Source organism: Lacicoccus kunmingensis DSM 17847, assembly GCF_059568765.1.
Genome location: NZ_JCANUC010000023.1, coordinates 1 through 22,846, shown reverse-complemented (window position 1 = coordinate 22,846; position 22,846 = coordinate 1). Strand labels below are relative to the sequence as shown.

Annotated in this window: 23 protein-coding genes and 1 tRNA gene; 16 read left to right on the top strand and 8 right to left on the bottom strand. The window is 41.4% G+C overall.

The features are described 5' to 3' along the window. Positions 1-34 precede the first annotated feature (34 nt). Entirely contained in the window at positions 35-361 is a 327-nt protein-coding gene (locus BO48_RS14830) for a four-helix bundle copper-binding protein (RefSeq protein WP_496368601.1), read from the bottom strand. A gap of 164 nt (positions 362-525) precedes the next feature. Here BO48_RS14830 and BO48_RS14825 point away from each other — a divergent pair, with 164 nt between their 5' ends. Further along, entirely contained in the window at positions 526-1,212 is a 687-nt protein-coding gene (locus BO48_RS14825; protein ID WP_496368599.1) for a phosphoribosylaminoimidazolesuccinocarboxamide synthase, read from the top strand. Positions 1,213-1,249: 37 nt separating this feature from the next. Then, positions 1,250-2,986: a DUF2207 domain-containing protein gene (locus tag BO48_RS14820; RefSeq protein WP_496368597.1), complete on the top strand. Its 1,737-nt coding sequence runs from the start codon at positions 1,250-1,252 to the stop codon at positions 2,984-2,986. A gap of 63 nt (positions 2,987-3,049) precedes the next feature. Here BO48_RS14820 and BO48_RS14815 read toward each other — a convergent pair. Together BO48_RS14815 and BO48_RS14810 are read right to left on the bottom strand one after the other, a co-directional pair. Then, positions 3,050-3,122: transfer RNA gene (locus tag BO48_RS14815), tRNA-Ala, on the bottom strand. 59 nt (positions 3,123-3,181) lie between these two features. Next, positions 3,182-4,447: an MFS transporter gene (locus tag BO48_RS14810; protein WP_496368595.1), complete on the bottom strand. Its 1,266-nt coding sequence runs from the start codon at positions 4,445-4,447 to the stop codon at positions 3,182-3,184. Between the two features lie 235 nt (positions 4,448-4,682). Between BO48_RS14810 and BO48_RS14805 the strand changes: the two genes are divergently transcribed. The 7 genes from BO48_RS14805 (at position 4,683) to BO48_RS14775 (ending at position 14,193) form a co-directional block, all read left to right on the top strand. Next, entirely contained in the window at positions 4,683-5,450 is a 768-nt protein-coding gene (locus BO48_RS14805; RefSeq protein WP_496368593.1) for a formate/nitrite transporter family protein, read from the top strand. Positions 5,451-5,648: 198 nt separating this feature from the next. Then, on the top strand, positions 5,649-7,208 hold the full coding sequence (locus BO48_RS14800) for an ABC transporter substrate-binding protein (RefSeq protein ID WP_496368591.1): 1,560 nt from the start codon (positions 5,649-5,651) through the stop codon (positions 7,206-7,208). A 179-nt stretch (positions 7,209-7,387) separates the two neighbouring features. Further along, entirely contained in the window at positions 7,388-8,968 is a 1,581-nt protein-coding gene (locus BO48_RS14795; RefSeq protein WP_496368589.1) for a UvrD-helicase domain-containing protein, read from the top strand. After that, the gene (locus BO48_RS14790; RefSeq protein ID WP_496368587.1) at positions 8,968-9,681 is read left to right on the top strand and encodes a DarT ssDNA thymidine ADP-ribosyltransferase family protein; all 714 of its coding nucleotides are present in this window, start codon (positions 8,968-8,970) and stop codon (positions 9,679-9,681) included. The genes BO48_RS14795 and BO48_RS14790 overlap by 1 nt, the downstream gene beginning before the upstream one ends. Further along, complete coding sequence (locus BO48_RS14785) at positions 9,674-10,324, top strand: DarT1-associated NADAR antitoxin family protein (protein WP_496368585.1); 651 nt, start codon at positions 9,674-9,676, stop codon at positions 10,322-10,324. The genes BO48_RS14790 and BO48_RS14785 overlap by 8 nt, the downstream gene beginning before the upstream one ends. Before the next feature lie 103 nt (positions 10,325-10,427). Continuing rightward, positions 10,428-12,875, top strand: a complete 2,448-nt coding sequence (locus BO48_RS14780) for an McrB family protein (protein WP_496368583.1) — start codon at positions 10,428-10,430, stop codon at positions 12,873-12,875. Further along, positions 12,862-14,193 carry an McrC family protein gene (locus BO48_RS14775; RefSeq protein WP_496368581.1) on the top strand — a complete coding sequence of 444 codons (1,332 nt, stop codon included), beginning with the start codon at positions 12,862-12,864 and terminating at the stop codon, positions 14,191-14,193. Before BO48_RS14780 ends, BO48_RS14775 begins: the two co-directional genes overlap by 14 nt. A gap of 57 nt (positions 14,194-14,250) precedes the next feature. On the opposite strand, the gene BO48_RS14770 is transcribed toward BO48_RS14775, so the two are convergent. Both BO48_RS14770 and BO48_RS14765 read right to left on the bottom strand, forming a co-directional pair. Beyond that, complete coding sequence (locus BO48_RS14770; RefSeq protein ID WP_496368579.1) at positions 14,251-14,808, bottom strand: hypothetical protein; 558 nt, start codon at positions 14,806-14,808, stop codon at positions 14,251-14,253. 149 nt (positions 14,809-14,957) lie between these two features. After that, positions 14,958-15,563, bottom strand: coding sequence for a M15 family metallopeptidase (locus BO48_RS14765; protein ID WP_496368577.1), 606 nt, complete (start codon positions 15,561-15,563; stop codon positions 14,958-14,960). A 190-nt stretch (positions 15,564-15,753) separates the two neighbouring features. Here BO48_RS14765 and BO48_RS14760 point away from each other — a divergent pair, with 190 nt between their 5' ends. After that, positions 15,754-16,923 (top strand): serine hydrolase domain-containing protein, encoded by a 1,170-nt coding sequence (locus tag BO48_RS14760; RefSeq protein ID WP_496368575.1) that lies wholly within the window; start codon positions 15,754-15,756, stop codon positions 16,921-16,923. A gap of 51 nt (positions 16,924-16,974) precedes the next feature. Here BO48_RS14760 and BO48_RS14755 read toward each other — a convergent pair whose 3' ends face one another. After that, positions 16,975-17,520: an NADPH-dependent FMN reductase gene (locus BO48_RS14755; protein ID WP_496368573.1), complete on the bottom strand. Its 546-nt coding sequence runs from the start codon at positions 17,518-17,520 to the stop codon at positions 16,975-16,977. Between the two features lie 130 nt (positions 17,521-17,650). On the opposite strand from BO48_RS14755, the gene BO48_RS14750 reads away from it, so the two are divergent. After that, positions 17,651-18,160 carry an O-acetyl-ADP-ribose deacetylase gene (locus BO48_RS14750; RefSeq protein ID WP_496368571.1) on the top strand — a complete coding sequence of 170 codons (510 nt, stop codon included), beginning with the start codon at positions 17,651-17,653 and terminating at the stop codon, positions 18,158-18,160. Between the two features lie 10 nt (positions 18,161-18,170). Beyond that, complete coding sequence (locus BO48_RS14745; RefSeq protein ID WP_496368569.1) at positions 18,171-18,359, top strand: hypothetical protein; 189 nt, start codon at positions 18,171-18,173, stop codon at positions 18,357-18,359. 28 nt (positions 18,360-18,387) lie between these two features. Here BO48_RS14745 and BO48_RS14740 read toward each other — a convergent pair whose 3' ends face one another. After that, a complete protein-coding gene (locus BO48_RS14740) occupies positions 18,388-18,801 on the bottom strand; it encodes a hypothetical protein (protein WP_496368567.1) in 414 nt (137 codons plus the stop codon). Between the two features lie 84 nt (positions 18,802-18,885). On the opposite strand from BO48_RS14740, the gene BO48_RS14735 reads away from it, so the two are divergent. From BO48_RS14735 to BO48_RS14720, 4 genes are all read left to right on the top strand, one after another. After that, on the top strand, positions 18,886-19,524 hold the full coding sequence (locus tag BO48_RS14735; RefSeq protein ID WP_496368565.1) for a pentapeptide repeat-containing protein: 639 nt from the start codon (positions 18,886-18,888) through the stop codon (positions 19,522-19,524). Between the two features lie 173 nt (positions 19,525-19,697). Beyond that, positions 19,698-21,236: a BCCT family transporter gene (locus BO48_RS14730; RefSeq protein WP_496368563.1), complete on the top strand. Its 1,539-nt coding sequence runs from the start codon at positions 19,698-19,700 to the stop codon at positions 21,234-21,236. Positions 21,237-21,333: 97 nt separating this feature from the next. Next, positions 21,334-22,005 (top strand): hypothetical protein, encoded by a 672-nt coding sequence (locus BO48_RS14725; RefSeq protein WP_496368561.1) that lies wholly within the window; start codon positions 21,334-21,336, stop codon positions 22,003-22,005. Further along, entirely contained in the window at positions 22,002-22,523 is a 522-nt protein-coding gene (locus BO48_RS14720) for a TlpA family protein disulfide reductase (protein ID WP_496368559.1), read from the top strand. Before BO48_RS14725 ends, BO48_RS14720 begins: the two co-directional genes overlap by 4 nt. Positions 22,524-22,607: 84 nt before the next feature. Here the strand turns inward: BO48_RS14720 and BO48_RS14715 are convergent. Then, positions 22,608-22,846, bottom strand: a 239-nt coding sequence (locus tag BO48_RS14715) for a transposase (protein ID WP_496368557.1), incomplete at its 5' end; no start/stop codon positions are given.

Below are 22,846 nucleotides of genomic sequence, written 5' to 3'. Positions count from 1 at the left end.
CGGAAAGGGGCTGGATTCATATCAACTTCCGGTTTTAAGCGGCTGCTTTACATGCTTCTGCACATTTGAAGCAGGCTTCCGCACATTTCTGGCAATGGTCGTGATCGTGTTTGTCGCATTCTTTGCCGCAAGCTTCACAAATTTCAGCACAGACTGACGCAAGTTCAGCTTTGAAAGGTGTACCTCTCATCAGGGCCTGCTCGAAATATGAACAGAAGTCTGCACATTCACGGTCGAGGCGGATGCATTCTGCCATCATTTTAACGTCATCTTCTTTCAGGCAGGCATCAAAGCAATGATTACACGCCTCTGCACATTCATGTAATGTCTGTATCAGTTGTTTGTGCTGTTCATGGGACATTGATAAAAAACCTCCTGTAAAATAAAATTCTTATTCATTCTATTCCCATTCAAAATGCATATAAACAAAGCGTTGTAAAAGATGGCGGGAAATTTCTAATAATATTTTCTATTTTTATTTAAGAAGATTATAATGATAATTAACTTAACTTAAGAGGTGTCTATATGGAACTAGTGTATAAAGGCAAAACAAAAGATGTGTTTCAAGATGAAAATGGTGAGATTGTTCTTTATTTCAAGGACGATATGACAGGCAAGGACGGTGTGTTCGACCCTGGTGAAAACCAGGTCGGCCTGACTGTGGAAGGTTCCGGCAGGGCGGGGCTGCAGATGAGCAGTCATCTTTTTGAAAAAATCAATGCAGCAAATATTCCAACGCATTATATTGATGCGGATGTGGAAGCAAGGACGATGAAGGTGAAGAAAATTACAGTGTTCGGTGAAGGTCTGGAAGTCATCTGCCGCTTCAAGGCGGTCGGCAGTTTCATACGCCGCTACGGTGATTATATTGAAGAAGGGGCAGACCTCCCTGCATATGTGGAAATGACGCTCAAGGATGATGAACGCGGAGATCCGGTGATTAATGAAGCAGCATTGGAAGCCCTGAATATTTTAAAGCCGGATGAGTACCAGGAAGTCGCAGATTTGACTGTACGTGTCAGCGAATTGATCAGAGATGAACTCGCACAAAAAGGGTTGGACCTGTACGATATTAAACTGGAATTCGGCCGGGATGCAGAAACGGGTGAAGTATTGCTGATCGATGAACTTTCAGGCGGCAATATGCGTGTGTTTAAAGACGGGGAGTCTGTCGACCCGTTAAAAATTGGGGACTATTTACTTAACGACTGATCAGTTATTGTAAGCAGCCTATGAAACGGAGGGAATTATGAAGCATATTTTAACAATGGCCATCACATTTACGGTCTTTATTTTCTTCAGCCTGAATGCCGAAGCGAATGAAATCAACAGTCTGGAAATGGATATAGAAATCAACGAGGATGGTTCGGTTTCGGTGACTGAAACACGTGAAGCGGATATGGATGAAGGCACGGAAAATTACATCGTATTCAATAATGAAGATATGGATGGCATAGAAGTCACTGACTTTTCAGTTGAAGGATTTACTGAAGAAGAAAATTGGGATATGGATGCAAGTCAGGAAGAGAAAGCCGGAAAATACGGAACGGTCGATACAGATGACGGGACTGAACTCGTCTGGGGCATCGGCGAATACGGCGAGCATACATATGTCGTAAACTATACCCTGGAGAATGTCGTACGCAATCTTGAAGGCGGCCAGTCTCTATATTATAACTTTGATTCATTTACAGATCTGGACACTGAAAATTTCACAATGAATGTCACATCGGACATATCTCTTAACGATGAAGACATAAAATTTTGGGGGTTCGGTTTTGAGGGTGACATAGTCGCAGTCGGTGATGATATCCAGTGGACTGCAGGAGAAACTCTGACCGAAGGCAATGGTGTGGCATTGCTCATGCATTTTCCTGAAGGTACATTTAATACGGACGTTTCAGGCGACGGCACGCTAGAGGAAGAAGCGGAAGAGGCGAAGGAGGGGTCGATCTATGACGACGGAAGTCTCGGCACCGGCTGGATTGTCACGATTGTCGGTATATTTGGAGCCCTTGTTGCGGCGATCGTCATTTTCACCACACAGCTTTCTTCAAAATATAAAGATGGCGGACATATCGCTTCAGCCGGGAGCATCAACCGGAGGAATAAAGGTCTCGAAACCGGTGAACCGCCGGCAATTGATGATTATGCAGGTATCGCATATATGCTGATGCATTTGAATATGGCTTATTTTGAAGATATATTCCAGGCATATTTGATGAAGTGGACTGACGAAGAGAGAATTACAATTGAAATTGGTCATCAGGATAAGACATTGGATAAGGGGTCACCTGAAATATTGATCCATGATTATCAGTCACTGATCGATGGCTACTCCCATTCATTTGAAGAGGTCAGTGAGCATCTGAAGGACAATGATCTGGAAAGCGGCTATGACGCATTATTATGGCGCATGCTGCTGGAAGCGGCGGATGACGAAGGTGTCATTGATGAAAAAGGATTAAAGAAATGGTCGAAAAAGCATGCAAAAGAAGTCGGTGCGGTGGCGGATGAACTCAAGAACTATTCGGACCGCTGGCTGGAGGCGAACGGCTATGCCAATTATAAGAAAGATAAAGTCTGGGGCATTCCTGTGCCGATCGTGGCACCGACTGAAAAAGGCAACCAGCTGATTGATCATTTATGTCAGTATAAAAACTATCTTAAAGAAGATTACAGCAGAATTTACGAAAGTGACGAGAATTACAGGGTGCATATCATTTGGAGTGTGCTGGTCGGAGAAGGCGAGGATGTCAGAAAGCATCTTTCAAAATTGACGCCGGACGAAACCGGCGATTCGATGTATCCGGCAATGATGCATTATTATTACGGCCCGCATCTCGCTACACAAACCTGGTCGAAAGGACTTGGACAGGGCGGATTCAGTTCTGCCAGCTCAGCAGCCGCAGCAGGCGGCGGAGGTTCAACAGGTGCCGGCGGCGGCGCCGGTGCTGCAGGCGGTGGAGGCGGCGGTGCAAGATAGTGCCGGCCAATCAGAAAATCCCCTGGAACTTAAGTTCCAGGGGATTTTCGTATCTCAGTATAATGGAGCCAAGGGGGTTCGAACCCCTGACCTTTGCACTGCCAGCGCAACGCTCTCCCAGCTGAGCTATGGCCCCGTATTGATTACATAAGATATATTGTAAGCCATATTTGAAGATTACTCAATGGTTAAATTTTAAACGGTCTTACTGTCACGGGTGGACCAGAACACCATAGGTATCAATATCAGCGATAAAAGCCCGCCGGTAATGGACAGAAGCTCGAAGCTGGAACCGGCAACAATCATACCGGACATGGCACCGCCTGTCGCACCGCCGAGTGCGATGAATACATCGACTGTCCCCTGCGTCTTAGCGCGTGTGGAAGGATCCGATGCGTCTACAATCAGAGCGGTACCGCTGATCAGTCCGAAGTTCCAGCCGAGACCGAGCAGTATGAGAGAAAGGTTCATCATCAGAAATGATTCCCCGGGTGCAGTTGCCGCAACAATACCCGAAGCAAGCAGTATCAGTCCGCCGCTCACCGCCATTGCGGGCCTGCCGATTTTATCGACAAGAATACCAGTCAGAGGTGAAGGCAGGTACATTGCAGCGATATGAAGTCCGATGACGAAACCGATGGCCCGGAGTGTATGCCCGTGGTCTCCCATATGCACCGGCGTCATCGTCATGATGGCGACCATGACAATTTGTGTGATGACCATGATGAACGCACCGGTCATGATGAGTTTTTTATTGGAGTAGAAAGGTTCCGTAATCACTTCGTTTTCTGTTGCCTGTCGCATCTCATTGATTTTCAGTGAGATGATGAATGGATCCGGACGTAAAAAGATGAATAAAAAGATCCCGGCCAAGATGAATGCAGCCGCAGATAATATGAACGGCCCGGCGAGTTCCGGCACACCGATCGACAGCGCAAAGTTGCCCATGACATCGACGAGATTGGGGCCGGCGACGGCACCGAACGTTGTGGAGAACATCGCGATACTGACTGCGGTTCCGCGCTTTTCCTTTGTTGCAAGGTCAGTCCCTGCATACCTTGCCTGTAAATTGGTCGCAGTACCAGCACCGTAGACCAGCAAAGACAGAAATAACAGCGGCACACTGCCCATCACCGCAGCAAGTACCACACCTGCAGATCCGAGTCCGCCGGTAATGAAGCCGGCAGCAAGCCCTGTGCGTCTACCGAAACGGTTCGACAGACGCCCGACAGCGAGCGCCGCACCGGCAGAACCTAAAGTGAACAGTGCTGCAGGGAGCCCTGCGAGGGCATTTGTCCCGAGCATCTGTTCTGCGAGCAGTGCGCCGACGGTGATTCCTGCAGCAAGTCCTGCACCGCCGAACATCTGTGAGATGACGACGATCAGCAGTGTCCGATTATACAGCTTTTTTTGTTTTTCAGGTGAGTCTATGTAACTTTGAATTGAATTGTCTGCTCTCATCATTTCATCTCTGCCTCTCAAATTATAATCGTATACATAATATTCTAACTATACTTTATAAGGTCCGGCCAATCAATAAACACTGGTAAAAATGAAAGACATGTTACAGTATTTATCGGATAACATGTATTTTATTTTGGAGATTAAATTAAAACAGCACATATATGTGAATAATATATCAATTAGTGGACTATATGATAGAGTAAAAATGACTAATCATTCGGGAGGCGTAACCATGTACAAAGATACCATTGATGCAATGAACAGTCAGGCAGTCGATAAAGTCGGCATGTATAATGAGTCAAAAATGAAATATATTGTGGCTTCGATATTGGCAGGGGCATATATCGGGGTTGGAGTAATTGTTCTGTTCTTTATGGGCGGCCCGCTTTATGCTGCGGACTCCCCGTATTTGAATTTGATTACCGGCATTACATTCGGTGTGGCACTGGCGATAGTGATATGGGGCGGCTCTGAGTTATTTACAGGCAATGTAATGACCTTGACGTTCAGTGCGCTGTCCAAAGTGACGACTTGGAAAGATACGGTTGTTTTGTGGTTCTGGTGTTACATCGGAAACTTGATCGGAGCGATACTGTTTTCCTATCTGATCTATTTCAGCGGGATACTCGCGGAGATTGAGATGGACGGCTTCACCGTAGCGACAGCATCGGATAAGATGAGCGACGGATTTGTAGACCTTCTGTTTCAGGGCATCATGTGTAACTGGCTTGTATGTCTTGCCATCTGGACAGCGGCAAGAGCGAAAGGCGACGCAGCAAAACTCGCATTGGTGTTCGTGCTGATCTTTGCATTTGTGGCAACAGGATTCGAACACAGCATTGCGAACATGTCGATACTCGGCATCGCGTTATTGCACAGCAGTGTTGAGACTGTCACGGTCGGCGGTTTCATCTATAACCTTATTCCGGTGACAATCGGCAACATCATCGGCGGGGGACTGTTTGTCGCAGTTGTTTATTATTATTTGGGTAAGAAGTAAATATATTAATTAGAACGGAAGCAGCCGGGAGATTATCCCGGCTGCTTCTTTGTGTGCTCTCATTCAGTTTCACTAAAAAAATATAAGAGATATAAAAAATAAAATCAAAATAGTTTTAATTGTCAAAAATTTATATTGTATTAATATTTCAGGCAAGCTATAATCAGTGTTATTCAATAAAAAAAAGGAGATGGAATTATGATACTTAAGATTTTAAGAAATGCACTACTCATTGCAGTTGTCTCATTGTTTGTCGTTGCCTGCAGTGACGATTCCGATGTGGAACCTGAGGAGTCCGGCGACGATGCAAGCGCAGATTCCGGAAGTCAGGAAATTGCTTTTGCTACATCATCTGATGCAGTAGGGCTGTCACCTTTAGATACGAATGATTCTGTCTCTGCTTACATGCTTGAGCAGCTTTACGATACGCTCTTTGTACATAACCCTGAGACGATGGAAATTGAACCTCATCTTGTGGACTCCTATGAAGCGCTTGATGACACGACATGGGAATTCAAACTTATAGAGGGCATCGAGTTCCATGATGGCACGCCTTTAAATGCCGAAGCCGTCAAATATACTTTCGAACAGCTGCTCGATGAAGAAAGAGCGGCACCGAGGGCTTCATTGCTTGAGCCGGTCGAGTCCATCGAAGTTGAAGATGAGTATACGGTAATCATCAACACGAAAGAACCGTACGGACCGCTGCTTGCAGCACTGTCACACGTCAATGCTTCGATCGTGTCTCCTGAAGCTGATAAGTCCGTTGATATCATGACTGAACCGGTCGGCTCCGGACCTTTCAAGTTTGAGTCATGGGCGAGCAGTGACAATATTGTCCTTACTAAAAACGAAAATTATTTTAAAGGTGCACCTGAACTCGATAAAGTCACCATGCATGTTATTCCGGAATACGCTTCTGCTGTCGGAATGCTTGAAACCGGCCAGGTGGATTTCCTGCCGAATGTGCCTTCTGAGCATATTCCAAGGATAGAGGAGATGGAAGATACTGAACTTGACCTGACGCCTGGTACGGGCATCAACTATCTGGCATTTAACATGGAGAAAGAACCATTCAATAATCTTGAATTCAGAAAAGCCGTTTCACACGCGATTGACCGTGATGAATATGTAGAACAGCTGAACGGTGCAGGCATCCAGAACAACAGCATCATCGGCCCGGAAGTGTTCGGCTATGATGAGGCTGCACAGGAATTCGGCTACGATTATGATCTGGAAGAGTCTCAAAAACTGATAGAAGAAAATAATTTTGATGAAACACCGATTACATTACTTGTAGCCAATGAAGGACATTTCGTTCTGATGAGTGAAATCGTTCAGGCGCAGCTGATGGAAGCAGGATTCGATGTCAGTATTGAAATGATGGAATGGGGCGCATTCCTGGAAGAAGCGGCAGGAGGAAATTATGAGATGGCATTCATCAGCTGGGCGAACAGTACTGCTGACGGAAGCGAACTCTTCTATCCTAACCTGCACTCGGACAATATCGGCTCGACCAACCGTGCGAGATATAACAACGAAGAATTTGACGAACTTGTAGAACAGTCGAGAACAACGATCGATCAGGATGAAAGACTGGACTTGCTCCACGAGATCAACGAATTTGCGACCAATGACGCGGTGTGGGTACCGATGCATCATACAAACGTGAGTGTCGGATATCATGAGTCTGTCAACAATTTGAGAATATCGCCGAATACGAGCTTCTCACTATATGAAGTCAGTATTGATGAATAGAAATTAACGTAATAAAAACGCTTCAGACTTTGGATTATTCACGGTCTGGAGCGTTTTATTTGTATGGAATATCATTTTGTAAAGATAATGATTTAAATCATTGAAATTTTAGAATATTTAACAAAAACACATTAAGTATTTGCTATAATTTATGCAAATAAGTACTTAGGAGGAATATTGTGAGTATCCCTACTTTGCAAGGCGAACAGACATCAATATTATATTTACCTAAAGAACAGAATCTACTAATCGTTGGTAGTGCTGGTACTGGAAAGTCACTGCTTGCTATGTATAAATCTATTTATCTAGCCGTTTCTAATCCGGGTGAGAAAATTTTATTACTTACTTTTAATCGTGCAGTGAATAATAAAATTAAAGAAGATTGTAAAATTGTGTGTGAATACTTAAATCAGGAGTATCCAAAGAATTTAATAATTGATACTATATACTCATTTTCTCAAAAAATGATTGTTGATCTGGCAGAACACACTAAAGAACGGGGGTATACAACTCCGACTGCAAAGAATATAGCTCAGTTTTTAAAAGATGAAAGAAGAGATATTATTCCGGCATTGATGCCCGCTAAAAAAGAGGAGCTAATCGCTAAAGCCGTTCAAGAAACATCTGAAAAATACAGTGATATGGCAATATTCAAAAGAAGTTCAGATACATATATTGAAGAGATCAGCTGGATTGAGAGATGGGATATTGCTGATTTTGCAGCTTATAAAGCAGCGGATAGAGTTGGAAGACGTAAACATAGAATAAGAAGGGATGATAGGGAATATATATGGGAAATATACTTATCTTATTTACAATTGATGGAATCATCTGACATCAATAGATTGTATAGCTTCGACAGTATTTATAGATATTTAAATCAATTTCTGAATGAATATAGAAAGTGTGTACATAACGAAGAAAATAGTAAATATCAATTATATAAATACATCATTATTGATGAATTTCAAGATTTGACCCCTTCTATGGCTAATCTTATTAAAACTTTGATTACATGTAAAAATGATCAAAGCTTAGAAAATCAGTCGAAATATATATTAATTGGAGATGTTGCTCAGAGCGTTTTTGGAAAACGGATGACATGGACCGAAATGGGCTTCAACACTCATGCAAGGCATACTCTTTCTCAAAATTACAGAAACTCTTATCAAATTGCGACATATGCTGAAAAAATTGCCGAATCACGATACTTTGACAAAAATAATGAGAATTATGTAGCCCCTGACATTCGAGAAAAATATATAGAAAAACCATTCTTGCTCCGATATGAAAACATGAATACAGAGATTAAAGAAATTTGTGAACTGGCAGTAAAAAGAATGGAAACAGGAACAGTTGGAATAATTGTACCAGGGAACGAAATTAAAAATCTAAAGGACCATCTTAAATCATCGAATATAAAATTTGAAGGGTTTACTCAAGCAAATTCAAGTTCTAATTTACAGATTGGAACAATCAAACAGGTCAAAGGTCTGGAGTTCGACACTGTAATACTGCCGCTGAAAAGTAAAGAACAATATGTGAAAGATTTGGATTCACAAGGTGTTGTATGGGAAGCTGACATTGATATTGAAAACCCGCCGGAGAATGCCGTAGAAACGCTGGAGTTGTTTATTACGAATTTATATGTTGAAGTGACTCGTGCAAGAAGCGGTCTTATAATCAGTTATTCTGGAGAAGAGTCACCGATACTGCCGGAAGTCTCTGATGTAAATTTCGTGGATAGGAGGAGTGAGTGATGGATGTATATCAAAAGTTTGTAGAAGAAAGAGGCATTACAAGGTTAATTCATTTTACAAAAACAAAAAACTTACCATTCATATTGGGTAATGATCCCAATATGAATGGTATTGTAGCTAACAATTTCATTTCAGATAAGCCACTACTTGAAAAAATAGATGAAAAAAGATGGGATGGTAAAGAGGATTATATCTGTACATCTGTGGAGTATCCGAATCCATACTACTTCAAAAATGCTCAAGACAGAGATATTACTTTATTTAAAGATTGGGTGATTATTGAAATTTCACCGTCCATTATTAATGAGAGTTCACTTTTCTGTCCCTTCAATGCGGCAAAGGACAAAGGGAAACATATCAAACAGGGTATTGAAGCATTCAAAAGTATTTACAATGATCAAGTGACTATACAAAACGGATATAAGAGATATAGGAATCTAATGATGCCTGTAAATCAGCCGACTGATATGCAGGCTGAAGTAATGATTTATAAAGAAATACCCCAAAAGTATATCACTGGACTAATATTCCCTCATCAGGAGAGAGTTAACAAAGAATTGCTTAGATTAAAACTATGTGGCGTTGATACAAATAAGTATGAAATATACTATTCCGAAGATTTTTTTAACAAAGGCCCAGTATTGAAAAAAGCAATTGAAGATGGAACAGCCCGGTTAAATACATTAAATTCCAGAGGGGTGGATTATGGCTAAGCGTTATGTGTACATAGTTGATAGTAATAATGAATTCCAAAAAGTAGAAGTGGATTTCGAATGGTTTCCCGGCTTTTCAAAAGTGCAGAAACAAAGGTCAGTAGAAAGTCTTCACAATTCGTTTTCACAGTATCATAATCAAAACATACTGGAGGTTTCTACTGCTTCAATAAAAGAGCTTGGGGTTGCGTTAAGTGCTTTCAACCTTAAGATTGAAACTAAAAAAGGATATCATTTTACAGTGGAACAGCTGTTCCAAACGTCAAAAGTGTTTAAGAGAGAAGGAGTTCAGACAAAGCTGCTCGAAGAAGGTATGGATTCAAAAAATTTGAAAAAAAGAATGAGGGAGCTTCATGAAACAGATGAACTCACTGGATTCGAATGTTTTGGCAGGGTTTTTAAACTCAAACCGGAAACATTATTCTATAACTGGCTCTATATACAGGCTCTGGTAAATAATCCTGAACTTTCCCTCAAAATACTAGAGTATAATGCTTTTTCCGATATTAGCTTTAATCCAAAGAAATCAATTAACTGCCAGGCTGAAGCATGTGCAATATACGTTATGCTGAAAAGGAAAAATAACTTGGATGAAGCCTTAAAATCAACTGAAATCTTTGAGGAAATTGTTTATAACTTTTAAAAGGACCCGGCTTTCTATAGGAGTTCTTTATTGAAGCACCTTAGATTTTATAGGGTGAATAGCCAGAAATAATTATGGTTTTAAAAGGGGATTGACATAGAGAATGAATTTAACCGATGAAAGATATATCAGTGCTGCAAAGAAAGTAAAAGGGATATTTAAAAAGAACCGGGAATTAATTTCCGATAAAAAGTATGAATATCTGAATGATGAAACAGAAGATGTCTCAAATGAATTTAGAAAACAATATGGTTATGAAACTTTGGAACAATTAACTGATCAGGAAAAATTAAAGAAATTGGTATGGAGAAATCAAAGTACGGATTCTTTGTTTTATGAGATAACATTAGGGAGATATAAGCATCAGGGATCCGTAGTAATGGGAAATGGCCCCTACTCATATTTAGTAAGGTATGACTCGGACAAAGAGACTTATAGTCTGGGAAACCAATGGTCTGAAAAAGAAACTATTGATGAATCCAGGGTCCTCCAGGAAATTAATAATTTTATAAACGGATTGAAAGAAGCCGATGGTTTAATCAATTCACTGGATTACAATTCAACCTCAGAAGATTATCAAGCTATTTACACAGCTGTACTCGACAGAATAAATAATAGATCTATGATAATTGTTCTAAATAAGTATATTTCATTATTATATCCTGATAAATGGACAAAATTCATCGGGAGGGATTATGGTGTAAAAGCTGTTAAAAGTATATTGAATATAGAAGCTAAGACATATGCGAATGTACAGTCTGAATTAATGAAGGTGCAATATCAACTTACATTAAATGAAGAGATGACACCTTATGAATTTATGTTGACATATGACGAATTAATCAAGGGGAGGAATAGAAATATTACATCTTCTGATCTGGTTGAGTATCACGAACAGGGGTTTAAAGACTGGATTTCCAGATATAAGTTATCAAACAATAAAAAACCAGAAAGCTGGGTAGCAGCTGATGCGAAAATGCTTTGGTTGCGTGGGTCAACTGATGATGAAAATTATAAACAAAAAATAGACGTAATGCCTATTAAAGATTTGTTGCTTAACATTGAGAGTCTGGATGAAGAGGAAATAGATGACTTAAACAAGTTACCGAATAATCTGTTTTCATTATCAGTAGAAGAATTCAAGTCAGCTCATGATGTCATTCATCAGATTGGCAAGAAGTATAAAGAGGAATTAAGAATCATTCGAAAAAACACAAATTTGATAGGCAGTCAAGATGCAGGGTACAGTACTTTTAAACGAACTAAATTTGCTTCAGAGTATCTTGAATATCTAAGAGAAGAATATGGAGCTGAAATGATGCCTAAATCAAAATATACTGAAAAACTCAAGTCTTCAAAAAATATAATTTTTCGTGGTGCACCGGGAACAGGTAAAACTTATTTGGCCCGACAAATCGCAGCGGAAATTATAAGTAATGGGAGAACTTTAACATTTAACGATCTGACTGATGAAGAAAAAGAGCGTTTTGAGTTTGTTCAATTCCACCCAAGCTATGACTACACAGATTTTGTTGAAGGATACAAACCAGTGAATTTAGAAGGCAGTCAAATGGGGTTCGAACTGACCCCGGGAATATTTAAGAAGTTTTTAAATCACGCAATCCGTTCTCAACACTACGGGGGTGTTGATAATTTTGACGAAGCATGGGAAAGATTTCTTGAAAAAGTGAATGAGGTGACTATCAAGAACCCGGAAAATGCTTATAAATTAAAAACTCTTACAGGCGTAGGAATGAATCTGCAGCCGTATGTTCGAGCTGTAGAAGGAGTAAAAGAGAAAGATACATCGATGTACTATAACAAAGACCAGTGTTATAAAGTTTACCGAGGATTACCAGGGGTTCCTAAAGGCGGATTGGATAATTACAGAAAAGCAATTGTTAAACATCTAAAAGAAGAGTATGGACTAAAAAATTATGAACCTCCCAGGGATACTGACACAGGAGCAGCACATGTTTTCGTAATCGATGAAATCAATCGTGGTGAAATTTCAAAGATTTTCGGGGAACTCTTTTTCGCCGTTGACCCGGGATATCGTGGTAAATCAGGTGCTGTGAAAACACAATATTCATCGCTGGAAAATGAATATGAAAAGTTATATATACCTGAAAATGTGTACATTATAGGTACTATGAACGATATCGACAGAAGTGTTGAAAACTTTGATTTTGCAATGAGGCGCAGATTTAGATTTATAGAGATAAAAGCGGATGATGAAGGTCAACTTGAGATGTTAAAAAGGCAGGATATCAGTAAAGAAGCGATTCCTCATCTAAAAAGATTAAATGCAGAAATCAGTGACACAGAAAATTTAAATGATCACTACCATATCGGCCCAAGTTATTTCTTGAAGCTTAAAGAACTGGATAATGATTTTGACTTATTATGGGAAGATTATTTAGAGCCACTGCTGGAAGAGTATGTCCGGGGTTTCTTAGATGAAAAAGAAATACTGGATAATCTAAAAAAAGCATATGATGGCAAAAGACAATCAGAAACCGTTCAGGATGAGCTTCATGAGGACGACTGATAATAATAGGAACATCGCTATTGAGGATGTCAGTATCTCTGAAAACTTCATCGAAAAAATTGCTGACAAAGAATTAAGTGAACTTCAATCTGAAGACCTCTTTCTATTTCCGCCGAGACTTGATGAGACTGATGATTTATCTTCAGAACAAATGATTTTGGAATCAAACTCCAATGTTCTGAAAACGACTAATATAATGGGGATTATCGGTCATGAAAATGAGCAGCTGTTCATAGGTTCAAGGTTTGACAGGCAGAATAACTACTTTTTCTACTATATGATAAAAAAAGTAATGAATATCAATATAGTTAACAAAGATGTAGATGTGGAGCTGAAGAAAGGCTATCTCGATATTCTGATATTCTTATTTCCCAGGTATTTAAACCTGGCGTTAAGAAAAGGTCTGTTAAAAGAATATCAGCACCGTCACCACAATGATTCCAATATAAAAGGGAAAATAGACTTTAAAAGGCATTTAAAAGAAAACTCTCCTTTTACAGGTAAGGCTGCTTATACTACAAGAGAATTCAGCTATGATAATCCAGTGATAAACTTGATCAGATATACTATAGAATTCATTAAGATGAGAAAAGATTTCCGGGGTGTATTAAGTCATGATGATGTTACGAGAAATAACGTTAAACAAATAGAAGAGCACTCTTTCAATTACCGGAAGCTCAACGTATTAACTATCATACAGCACAATTTAAAGAAGCCGGTCAGGCACGGCTATTATTTTGAGTACAGAACATTACAACTGCTGTGTCTCGCAATTTTAAGAGCAAATGAGAGTATGTATAAGAAATCGACTGAGAATAAAGTATATGGGATATTATTTGATGGTGCCTGGTTATTTGAGGAATATGTGAATCTGCTGATAAAAGATGTTTATCTGCATCCTCAGAATAAGACGGGGGAGGGAAGACAGCATCTATTCGAAAAATCAATCGGACTGATTTATCCGGATTTCATTTCCAGGAATAGTGTAGACAGGACCGTCGCTGATGCGAAATATAAGCGATACAGTGGCATTCATGGGAGAGACTATTTGCAGCTCGTTGCTTATATGTATCGTTTTGACTCAAAGCAGGGCTACTTTATATATCCGAAGAGCTACAACAATAAGAAGGAGCCCAATGAGAACCTGTTTTTGAAGCAGGGTACGGTTAAAGATTCTGATGAAAGAGATGATGAAATCAGTGTGAGAAAAGTAGGTATCGGTGTCCATCATGATGCACTTACTTTTGAAGAATTTGAGAGAAGAATGTCTGAAGAAGAAATGAGATTCAGGCATGAAATCGGATTAAAAACTCTATAAACTAATAAAAACGCTTCAGACTTTGGATTATTCACGGTCTGGAGCGTTTTATTTGTATTAATACTCCAATTCTTTAAGCGGGTACTCAAAGATTGGATGGTCAAAATGGTTATTTGAAAAATTTCTCATCTTATCTATGTAGTTTTTTAACTCCGTATCCAATTTATACTTGGACTTTGCTAAATTCTCACGGTCAAATTTTTTATCGTCAAACTTATTTACATATATGCTGTGGGCGCGTGTAAATTTGTTTAGCTGCTGATTTAGCGGTTGGAATCTCTTCAGTAAATCCTGCACACACTCATTTGAGTTTTTTGAATAGATTCTGATTAAACTCATCAGTTCCTGAATCTGATCATCGATTTCTTCAAAATTATTTTTGACATCATAAAAAGCCTCGGAAGTTTCCTGCTTATTCGCCATGGCTTTAAATTTATTCAGTTCGATATTTCTTGTCTGGGCGATTTTATAAAGGTGTATATCAATCAAACTGACAATATTATTTTTCAGTTCCTGCTGTGTATCTTTATCCTGCTTGTTATTTTGCATCCAGACGCCCACCAGTGCGAGCGCACCGCCGACCAGGCCTGAAAGCACATTTGCGAGTATTTCCATGAATATTCCTCCCTGAAAGTTTATATCTCCCCATATCATACACATAACTGAGTGAATAATAACAGGTTGTTTATGTTTGAAATTCAGAGAAAGAATAAAAAGCTTCTCAGCCGTGATTATATGCGGCCTGAGAAGCTTATATCTATATATTAATAAATGTCATGATTGCCTTTTTGTAAGTCATTGATTGAAGTGTCGAAATCCATCTGGAGGTGAGGATAGTCGACAAAGTCTTCCCAGTCGCCGCCCCATGTGAAGCCGAGGTCTTTGGCGATTTCTGCAACTTCTTCCCAGTCGGATTTGCCGTTATCATTGCCGTCATAAGAGGTATCCCACATTACCTCACCGTTATTTTCTACAGCGAAGTCCACCGCGAGTCCGTAGTTATGATAGGACTCTCCGCCTCCCGCGTTGGTCACGATATTACCGGGTTCAGTTCTGCCCTGTGCAAACAGTGCATCCTGTTCTTCATGGGTGCGGAAACCGTCTGTAATCTGTATCGCAATATCTTTTTCAGCGGCTTTTTCTTTTAAAATCTCTGCATTTTCAGCGACTTTTGGATGGAGTGAATCTGGTTGGGGCTTTTCTTCCGTGTTTTCTTTCGAAGATGATTCTGAAGAGATCTGTGTTGAAGCAATCTGTGTGGACTCTTGTACGAATTGGTTTGCCAATACTGTATTTATGCTGACTAATGTGAGTGATACTGCCACAATCGTTAAGATGGTGAGTAACGAAAAGTTAAATAAAAATTTCATGAACAGCTTATATTGCTCCTTTAAAGTGTATTGAATCTAAGTGGATTCCTAAATTTCACTGTTGTAATTATACGCTAAGAAAGGAGTTTTGCATAGTTGTATGCCTGTTAATATTTTGTGACTGCCGTTTGAGAAACGGAGGGAGGGGAAGATGTAAATATATATATTTTTGAAATGGAGAGAATGCATAATGCGCTTTTACAGACATGAGAATGAGAAAATAGGCACGATAAATAATATTTACAATGGCAACATGATGCCGGATCTTGCGATCAATACATTCCGCAATATAGAACGGCTTTTTCCGACGCGTCAAATCCCTGCTTCTTCCGCTCCCAGGCCATTTGAGAAATCATCCTTGTCTTTAGGACCGTTTAAGTCCCAGATTAAGGATGAAACAACAGAGCTTGCCGATCAGAACTATGACTTATATGACTATCTGACTTTGAATTCGGTAACGGGTATTGTTGTGCTTAAAAAAGGTGAGATGGTGTATGAAAATTATTTGAGGGGGAACGGTCCGGACACGCGTTGGATGTCGATGTCTGTGGCAAAATCAATCACATCTACTTTGGTGGGTGCCGCGATCCAGGACGGTTACATAGAGAGTATGGAGGACCTGACCGTGAAATACGTACCGGAGTTGAAAGGCAGTGCTTATGAAAACACGACTGTCCGTCATATTCTCGGAATGAATTCGGGTGTGAAATGGGATGAGACATACACCAATCCCGACTCCGACCGTCGTCATTTCCTACAGGCCCAGCTTGCGCAAAAACCGGGCGGGTTGCTTAAAGTGATGTCGGAACTGCCACAGGCAGGTGACCCTGGAAAGACTCATAACTATTCGACAGGAGAGACGACTGTAGCGAGTGAAATTGTCATCGGCGCGACAGGAAAAAGTCTGTCTGAGTATTTTTCAGAGAAAGTATGGGAACCGTACGGTATGGAAAGTGAAGCCGCATGGTGGCTGGATTCTCCCGGCGGCAATGAAATCGGCGGCAGCGGCTTCTCGGCTGTGTTACGAGATTATGCACGTTTTGGTCAGTTCATTCTGGACGGTGGGAAGGCTGCCGGAAAGCAGGTGCTGCCTGAGTGGTGGACAGAGCAGGCTGGACGACCGACGACTTTGGATAACGGGGGAACTGTGAATTACGGTCTCATGTGGTGGCCCGCCTGGACGAAAAAATCAAAAGAACATAAAGCGTTCCAGGCTTTCGGCATCCACGGACAGGTGCTTCATATCGACCCGAAAGAAGAAGTGGTCGTCGCGGTTTCATCCGCCCGTCCGAAACCTGCAGGGACACAACCGATCGATGATATGCTTTTTATTGAAGATTTGATAGAAAACATTAAGTAAAATAAAAGACGCCTCTGGAATGACTGTTTCAGAGGCGTCCGTTTCTATAAGTTATACATATCTCTTAACGTGTTCAACAAATGCATCCACTGCCGACTGCAGAAATTCTACAGTATCTCCTGACTTCACATTGTCATCATCATCAAAAAGCTCTGTGCTGTTTGCGATATACACTTCAGGCTGCTGGAGCACCGGCATATTGAGGAAAACAAGGGACTGGCGGAGGTGATGGTTTGCACCGAAGCCGCTCAGATTACTGATGGACTGGCTGGCAACCATTGCGGGCTTGCCGTCCCAGACACTTTCACCGTACGGTCTGGATGCGATATCGATGGCGTTTTTCAGTACGCCGGGTACGGAACGGTTATATTCCGGAGTGACGAACATGACTGCGTCCATGCCTTTGATCTGATTACGGAAATCGATATATTCCTTCGGTTCATTGCCGTCATATTCTTCGTTATACAGCTGAAGATTTCCAATCTCGACAAATTCAGGTTCAAAACCATCCGGCAGAAGGGATGCCATGTTTTTTGCGAGCTTTCTGGAATAGGAATCTTTACGTAAACTGCCGACAACAACTGCAACTTTTGTCATAAAGATATTCACCTCGTGTATTATTTGTTCTATTGTACTATAGACGTTTTCAGTCATTTATAAACAGATTCTGTAAATGTACTTTATCGATTAAATTTTCAGGGTATAGCAGTATTAAAGGAGTGATAAAATGCTTCAGACAGAACTTGGAGACATAACAAAAGTTAACAATGTTGACGCGATTGTCAATGCGGCGAATAAAAGTCTCATGGGCGGCGGCGGTGTGGACGGTGCGATCCACAGAGCTGCAGGTCCGGAACTGCTGACAGAAACACGGAAACTCGGGGGCTGTGAGACGGGAGATGCGAAAATATCCGGCGGCTACAACTTACCGGTGGAGCACGTCATTCATACAGTCGGTCCGGTATGGAACGGCGGGGGTAATAATGAAGAAGAACTGCTTGCGAGTTGTTACCGGAGATCTATGGAAGTGGCGAAGGATAACGATATCAGGAAAATTGCCTTCCCGTCGATTTCTACAGGTGTTTATCATTTTCCGGTCGATAAAGCGGCATCGATCGCGGTCAATACAGTAAAAGAGATGACTGAAAAAAATCCTGAAGCCTTTGACCTGGTGACATGGGTTTTATTTGATGAAGAGACGAAGAAAGCTTTTGATACAGCGTTGAATAATGATTAGGAGGAGAAGGATGGAAGAAAAAGAGTGTCCGGAATGCGGAAGCAAGGAGATAGAACAAGGGAAGTTGAGCGGTTATGCGGCAATGCGGCCGAAACATAAGCTGTTGTCGTTCGGCAGTGCAATGATTGCCGATGTATGTACGGACTGCGGTGAGATTTTAAGCATGAAAGTTGAAAAGCCCAAACAGTTCAAGAAATGATAAAAACCCTCTGGAGTGAGGGTTTTTATTATACGTGTTTTGAACTTAAATCTTTTTCAAGGTCGATCAGATTGCCATGAAGCGCTTCCAACAAAGAAATATTGCGTTTAACCTGCGCCTGGTTTTTCCAGTTTGTATAAATATCATCGAGACCGATATCTAAAGTTTTCTGCAGGTTTGTCAATGTTTCAAAGCCATCGAGCGCATACCTGACTTCTTCTGAAGAATCATTCAGTTTTCTGAGTGCCTCATGCAACAGTCCGATTTCTACCTCTGCCTTCTCAATCTTTTTTGTTTTAAAATAGCTGGTCAGAAACCCGCCGCCCCATAGGTCGAAAGTGCCCCAGCGCTTTGCAGACTTTAAATGGGTCAGTGCCGCTTCAACTTTTTCCAAAGCGCGGCCGCAAATCTTTTCCGCTTCAATCAATTCATCATTATTCATAGACATCTACCTTAATAGAGTTGGTATAATTATAACATTAAGATGAAATGGGGTAGAATCATTTAATAATCAGGAGGGACGGATATGAACATCAAACAGCCGAAAATAGTACTTGAACCAAAAAGTGCGACATATGAGTGTGTACAGGAAGACGAAGATCAGATTTTTGACGGTGTTGAAATCATCGATGAACGTTTCAATGATGGGGAATTGAGAAGGCTCATCTCGTACGGTTCGGTCATCAGAGAGAGCAATTTATCGGATAATGAGTTTGACGGGGCGGATTTGACGGACACACGCTTTATCAACTGTGACTTTTCAAACACCACCTTTAACAAAGCATCGATGCACCGTGTGGCGTTCATCAACTGTAAAATGACGGGTGTAAACTTTGATGAATCCATCATGAAACATATCAAATTCGGGGAATCACTGTTAAACTTCTCCGGATTCCATGAGTCAAAGCTTGAAAATGTACTTTTTGAAGACACCCGGTTCGTCACGGCAGACTTTTTCCATGTTAAATTTAAAAATATTGAATTTGAAAAATGTGATCTGAGTGAATCGAGGTTTATCGATACTTCCCTGTCCGGCGTGGATATCAGCACTTCATATTTTGAAGCGCTGAGCATTAAAAGGGAGGGTCTCGCAGGCTGCATCGTTTCCAGCATGCAGGCGGTCCAGATGGCATCGCTGATGGGACTTGTTGTCAAAGACGAGTGAATATTAAAGAAAAATGTAAGATGATTATAAACAATAAAGATCGGCCACTTTTTACCCTTAAGTCTTCCGGATAACCTTGAGAAAGCGTCCGGGTTAGTCTATAGTATAAAACTGTAAATTAATCCGTGAGCAATTTATCGGGATTATTAAAAAGTGAATAGAGGAGCAATTTCATGAAACTCAAATCAGTTTCCACGGTATTCTGGGTTGCACTTTCAATCTGTGTGATCTTTGTAGCATTTGGTGCCATCGTGCCGGAAGAGACCGAACAGGTTACAGGAAATATTACGGCATTCATTTCTACATATTTCAGCTGGTACTACTTATTATTGATCATGATAATATTGGCCATCTGTGTCTACTTATTATTTTCCCGTTACTCAAGCATCAAGCTGGGCAAAGAGGATGAGGACCCTGAGTTCTCACTGCCTTCCTGGTTTGCGATGTTATTCAGTGCGGGTATGGGAATCGGACTTGTCTTTTGGACAACGGCAGAACCGATCAGCCATGCTTTCACATCGTCGCCGGTATCAGAACCGGGCTCTGCCGCTGCGGTCGATGAAGCATTGCAGTACTCATTTTTCCATTGGGGTATCCATGCATGGGCGGTGTATGCGATTGTCGCTCTGACATTTGCCTACTTCAATTTCCATAAAGGCTATCCGGGTCTTGTCAGTGCGACTTTGACACCGCTGATCGGTGAAAAATGGGCACAGGGTTTCTTCGGTAAGATGATAGATATTTTAGCTGTCATCGCGACAGTGACCGGTGTTGCGGCGACGTTGGGATTCGGTGCAATGCAGATTAATGAAGGGCTGGGCTATCTTTTTGATATTCCATCCAGTTTCCCGGTTCAATTTGCTATCATCGCAGGTTCAACCGTACTTTTCACATGGTCTGCATGGTCAGGCATTGATAAAGGCCTCAAACGGTTGAGTAATTTGAACATGTCCCTGGCCTTTGCCATTTTACTCGCGTTGTTCATCATTGGTCCGACATTGTATATCTTAAATTCATTTACGAATTCGGTCGGAAATTATATTACTGACTTCTTTGAAATGGGAATGCGTCTCCCGATGAATGACGAAAGTCAGATGAGCTGGGTTGCCGACTGGACGATATTTTACTGGGCATGGTGGGTATCATGGGCACCGTTCGTCGGTATTTTCATTGCCCGTGTGTCCCGCGGCCGTACAATCAAGGAATTCATCATCGGTGTGCTGATCGTGCCTTCAGTGGTCATGTTCATATTCTTTACAGTGTTCGGTGCTTCAGCGATCAATCTTGAACTGAACGGCATTGCAACGATATCGGAATATGCGACTGAAACGGCGACTTTTGCCATGCTGGAACAATATCCGCTCGGTTACATCATGAGCTTATTTACAGTGCTGGTTGTTGTCATATTCTTTGTGACATCGGCGGATTCGGCAACGTTCGTGCTGGGAATGCTGTCGACAAAAGGCAGTATCAATCCGGCGAGCTTTGTCAAAATCAGCTGGGGTGTCATTTTATCGGCATTCGCAATCATCATGATCTACACAGGCGGTGTGCAGTCCATACAAAATATGCTGATTGTCGCAGCACTGCCATTCTCAATCGTCATCATACTGATGATCTGGTCGCTCTTCATCTCGTTGAGCAGGGAAAAGCCGAGGTATAAAAACCCCGGCAATAAAAAGCTGTTTATCAAGAAGCAGGACCAGGATTGATAAGTATTAAGCCCTTCTGAAACGGAGGGCTTTTATTAATGGCCGGATACAGCTAATATACAGAGTAAGTTAAATTTGAATCTGAGAGGGTACTGCCATGGTTATTACCGAAACATTGATTTCAGCCGTCATTCTGGGTGTAAGCGCAACATTCGGCAGTGTCTTTTATATTTTGATCAATGATGCTGTTAAAAGTGAGCAGAAGAAAACACTGGAGGCACTGCTGTCTCAGTTCATCAACCTGATTATTTTTATATACTTAATAAAGATCTTATTGAATCTTGATATTTTCCTGGAGGATCCTTTGGTGGTGCTCGCGTATCCAAGCGACTCCAGGGTGTTTTATTTGGCAGTTGTGCTAACTGCTGGTGTCATCATTTATAAAAGTTTAAAAGGTAAGTTGGATTTAAAAGAGTTTTCAGATGGTATGATCACTTTATTTTTAACATCATCGATGATGTACGAGTTCATACATTTTGTCATTTACGATGATACATACGCGTTCGTTTACTTTTTGATGCTTGCTGTTATATTTCTGGTGTTCTATATGCTTTACAGCCGGATTGAAAAGAGGAGTCTGCTCATTACCGCTGTACTGTTATGGAGTGCGGGCATTGTCGTTTTATCCGCTGTTTACGGCACGGTAACAGTTTTTGACTACACAATGCGGCCGTGGTTTGCCGCGTTTCTTGCAGCAGGTACGATAGTGATGATTATAAGCGCATACGGTAAGTCCGGAGAAAATGATAAGAAGGAAGTTGGGCGATGAAAAAATATATCATTATTGCGGTGGTTGTGGGTATGCTTGGCTGGTCGTTCTATGAGTTTTTCGGTTCATCGGATAATGATGACGGTCAGGAAGATACGGGACTGGGAACGGGGCAGACGGCACCTGACTTTGAAGTGGCAACACTTGAAGGTGAGACCGTGAAGTTGTCAGATTTCAGAGGTGAGCCGGTCATCATCAATTTCTGGGCGACATGGTGTCCGCCTTGCCGGGCTGAGATGCCTGACTTTGAAAAGCTGTATAACGAAGTGGATGCTGCCATTTTAGCGGTGAATCTGACCCATTCTGAAAACAATATTGAAGGTGTTTCCGGTTTTGTCGATGAACTTGGCCTGACGATGCCTGTGCTGCTGGACGCAGAGGGAGCGGTGGAGGACAGTTATCAGCTGTCTGCCTATCCGACGACATACATGATCGATTCTGAAGGTGTGACACAGTACATGGTGAGAGGCGCAATCAATTACGAAACGATGTACAGGGAATATATGGCATTGGAATAGGAAAAGCTGATGATCTGAAGTCTCCTAAGTTGTCAGATGTTTTTTATCTGTCAACTTAGGAGTTTTTTTATGTCACTTCGTTTGTCAAAATAAGCTAGACAGCCTGCCTACATCCATGTAACTCATAAATGCTTCCAGCGGTGTCTGGTAGTTCAAAGACTTTCTGGGTATGTGGTTTCTCTTGGAGGCTACTGAAGCAACCATCCTCTGATCCACTGTGTTGAAATCCATATGCTTGGGCAGGCCGTCTTTCCGAAGCAGTCCATTGGAATGTTCATTCAATCCTCTTTGGGAAGGCGTGCCCGGGTCGGCAAAGTAAATAT

Bases quoted from the DNA above. Each gene is read 5' to 3' on its own strand.
- BO48_RS14830 (WP_496368601.1), bottom strand. From the start codon at position 361: ATGTCCCATGAACAGCACAAACAACTGATACAGACATTACATGAATGT.
- BO48_RS14825 (WP_496368599.1), top strand. From the start codon at position 526: ATGGAACTAGTGTATAAAGGCAAAACAAAAGATGTGTTTCAAGATGAA.
- BO48_RS14820 (WP_496368597.1), top strand. From the start codon at position 1,250: ATGAAGCATATTTTAACAATGGCCATCACATTTACGGTCTTTATTTTC.
- BO48_RS14810 (WP_496368595.1), bottom strand. From the start codon at position 4,447: ATGAGAGCAGACAATTCAATTCAAAGTTACATAGACTCACCTGAAAAA.
- BO48_RS14805 (WP_496368593.1), top strand. From the start codon at position 4,683: ATGTACAAAGATACCATTGATGCAATGAACAGTCAGGCAGTCGATAAA.
- BO48_RS14800 (WP_496368591.1), top strand. From the start codon at position 5,649: ATGATACTTAAGATTTTAAGAAATGCACTACTCATTGCAGTTGTCTCA.
- BO48_RS14790 (WP_496368587.1), top strand. From the start codon at position 8,968: ATGGATGTATATCAAAAGTTTGTAGAAGAAAGAGGCATTACAAGGTTA.
- BO48_RS14785 (WP_496368585.1), top strand. From the start codon at position 9,674: ATGGCTAAGCGTTATGTGTACATAGTTGATAGTAATAATGAATTCCAA.
- BO48_RS14780 (WP_496368583.1), top strand. From the start codon at position 10,428: ATGAATTTAACCGATGAAAGATATATCAGTGCTGCAAAGAAAGTAAAA.
- BO48_RS14775 (WP_496368581.1), top strand. From the start codon at position 12,862: ATGAGGACGACTGATAATAATAGGAACATCGCTATTGAGGATGTCAGT.
- BO48_RS14770 (WP_496368579.1), bottom strand. From the start codon at position 14,808: ATGGAAATACTCGCAAATGTGCTTTCAGGCCTGGTCGGCGGTGCGCTC.
- BO48_RS14765 (WP_496368577.1), bottom strand. From the start codon at position 15,563: ATGAAATTTTTATTTAACTTTTCGTTACTCACCATCTTAACGATTGTG.
- BO48_RS14760 (WP_496368575.1), top strand. From the start codon at position 15,754: ATGCGCTTTTACAGACATGAGAATGAGAAAATAGGCACGATAAATAAT.
- BO48_RS14755 (WP_496368573.1), bottom strand. From the start codon at position 17,520: ATGACAAAAGTTGCAGTTGTTGTCGGCAGTTTACGTAAAGATTCCTAT.
- BO48_RS14750 (WP_496368571.1), top strand. From the start codon at position 17,651: ATGCTTCAGACAGAACTTGGAGACATAACAAAAGTTAACAATGTTGAC.
- BO48_RS14745 (WP_496368569.1), top strand. From the start codon at position 18,171: ATGGAAGAAAAAGAGTGTCCGGAATGCGGAAGCAAGGAGATAGAACAA.
- BO48_RS14740 (WP_496368567.1), bottom strand. From the start codon at position 18,801: ATGAATAATGATGAATTGATTGAAGCGGAAAAGATTTGCGGCCGCGCT.
- BO48_RS14735 (WP_496368565.1), top strand. From the start codon at position 18,886: ATGAACATCAAACAGCCGAAAATAGTACTTGAACCAAAAAGTGCGACA.
- BO48_RS14730 (WP_496368563.1), top strand. From the start codon at position 19,698: ATGAAACTCAAATCAGTTTCCACGGTATTCTGGGTTGCACTTTCAATC.
- BO48_RS14725 (WP_496368561.1), top strand. From the start codon at position 21,334: ATGGTTATTACCGAAACATTGATTTCAGCCGTCATTCTGGGTGTAAGC.
- BO48_RS14720 (WP_496368559.1), top strand. From the start codon at position 22,002: ATGAAAAAATATATCATTATTGCGGTGGTTGTGGGTATGCTTGGCTGG.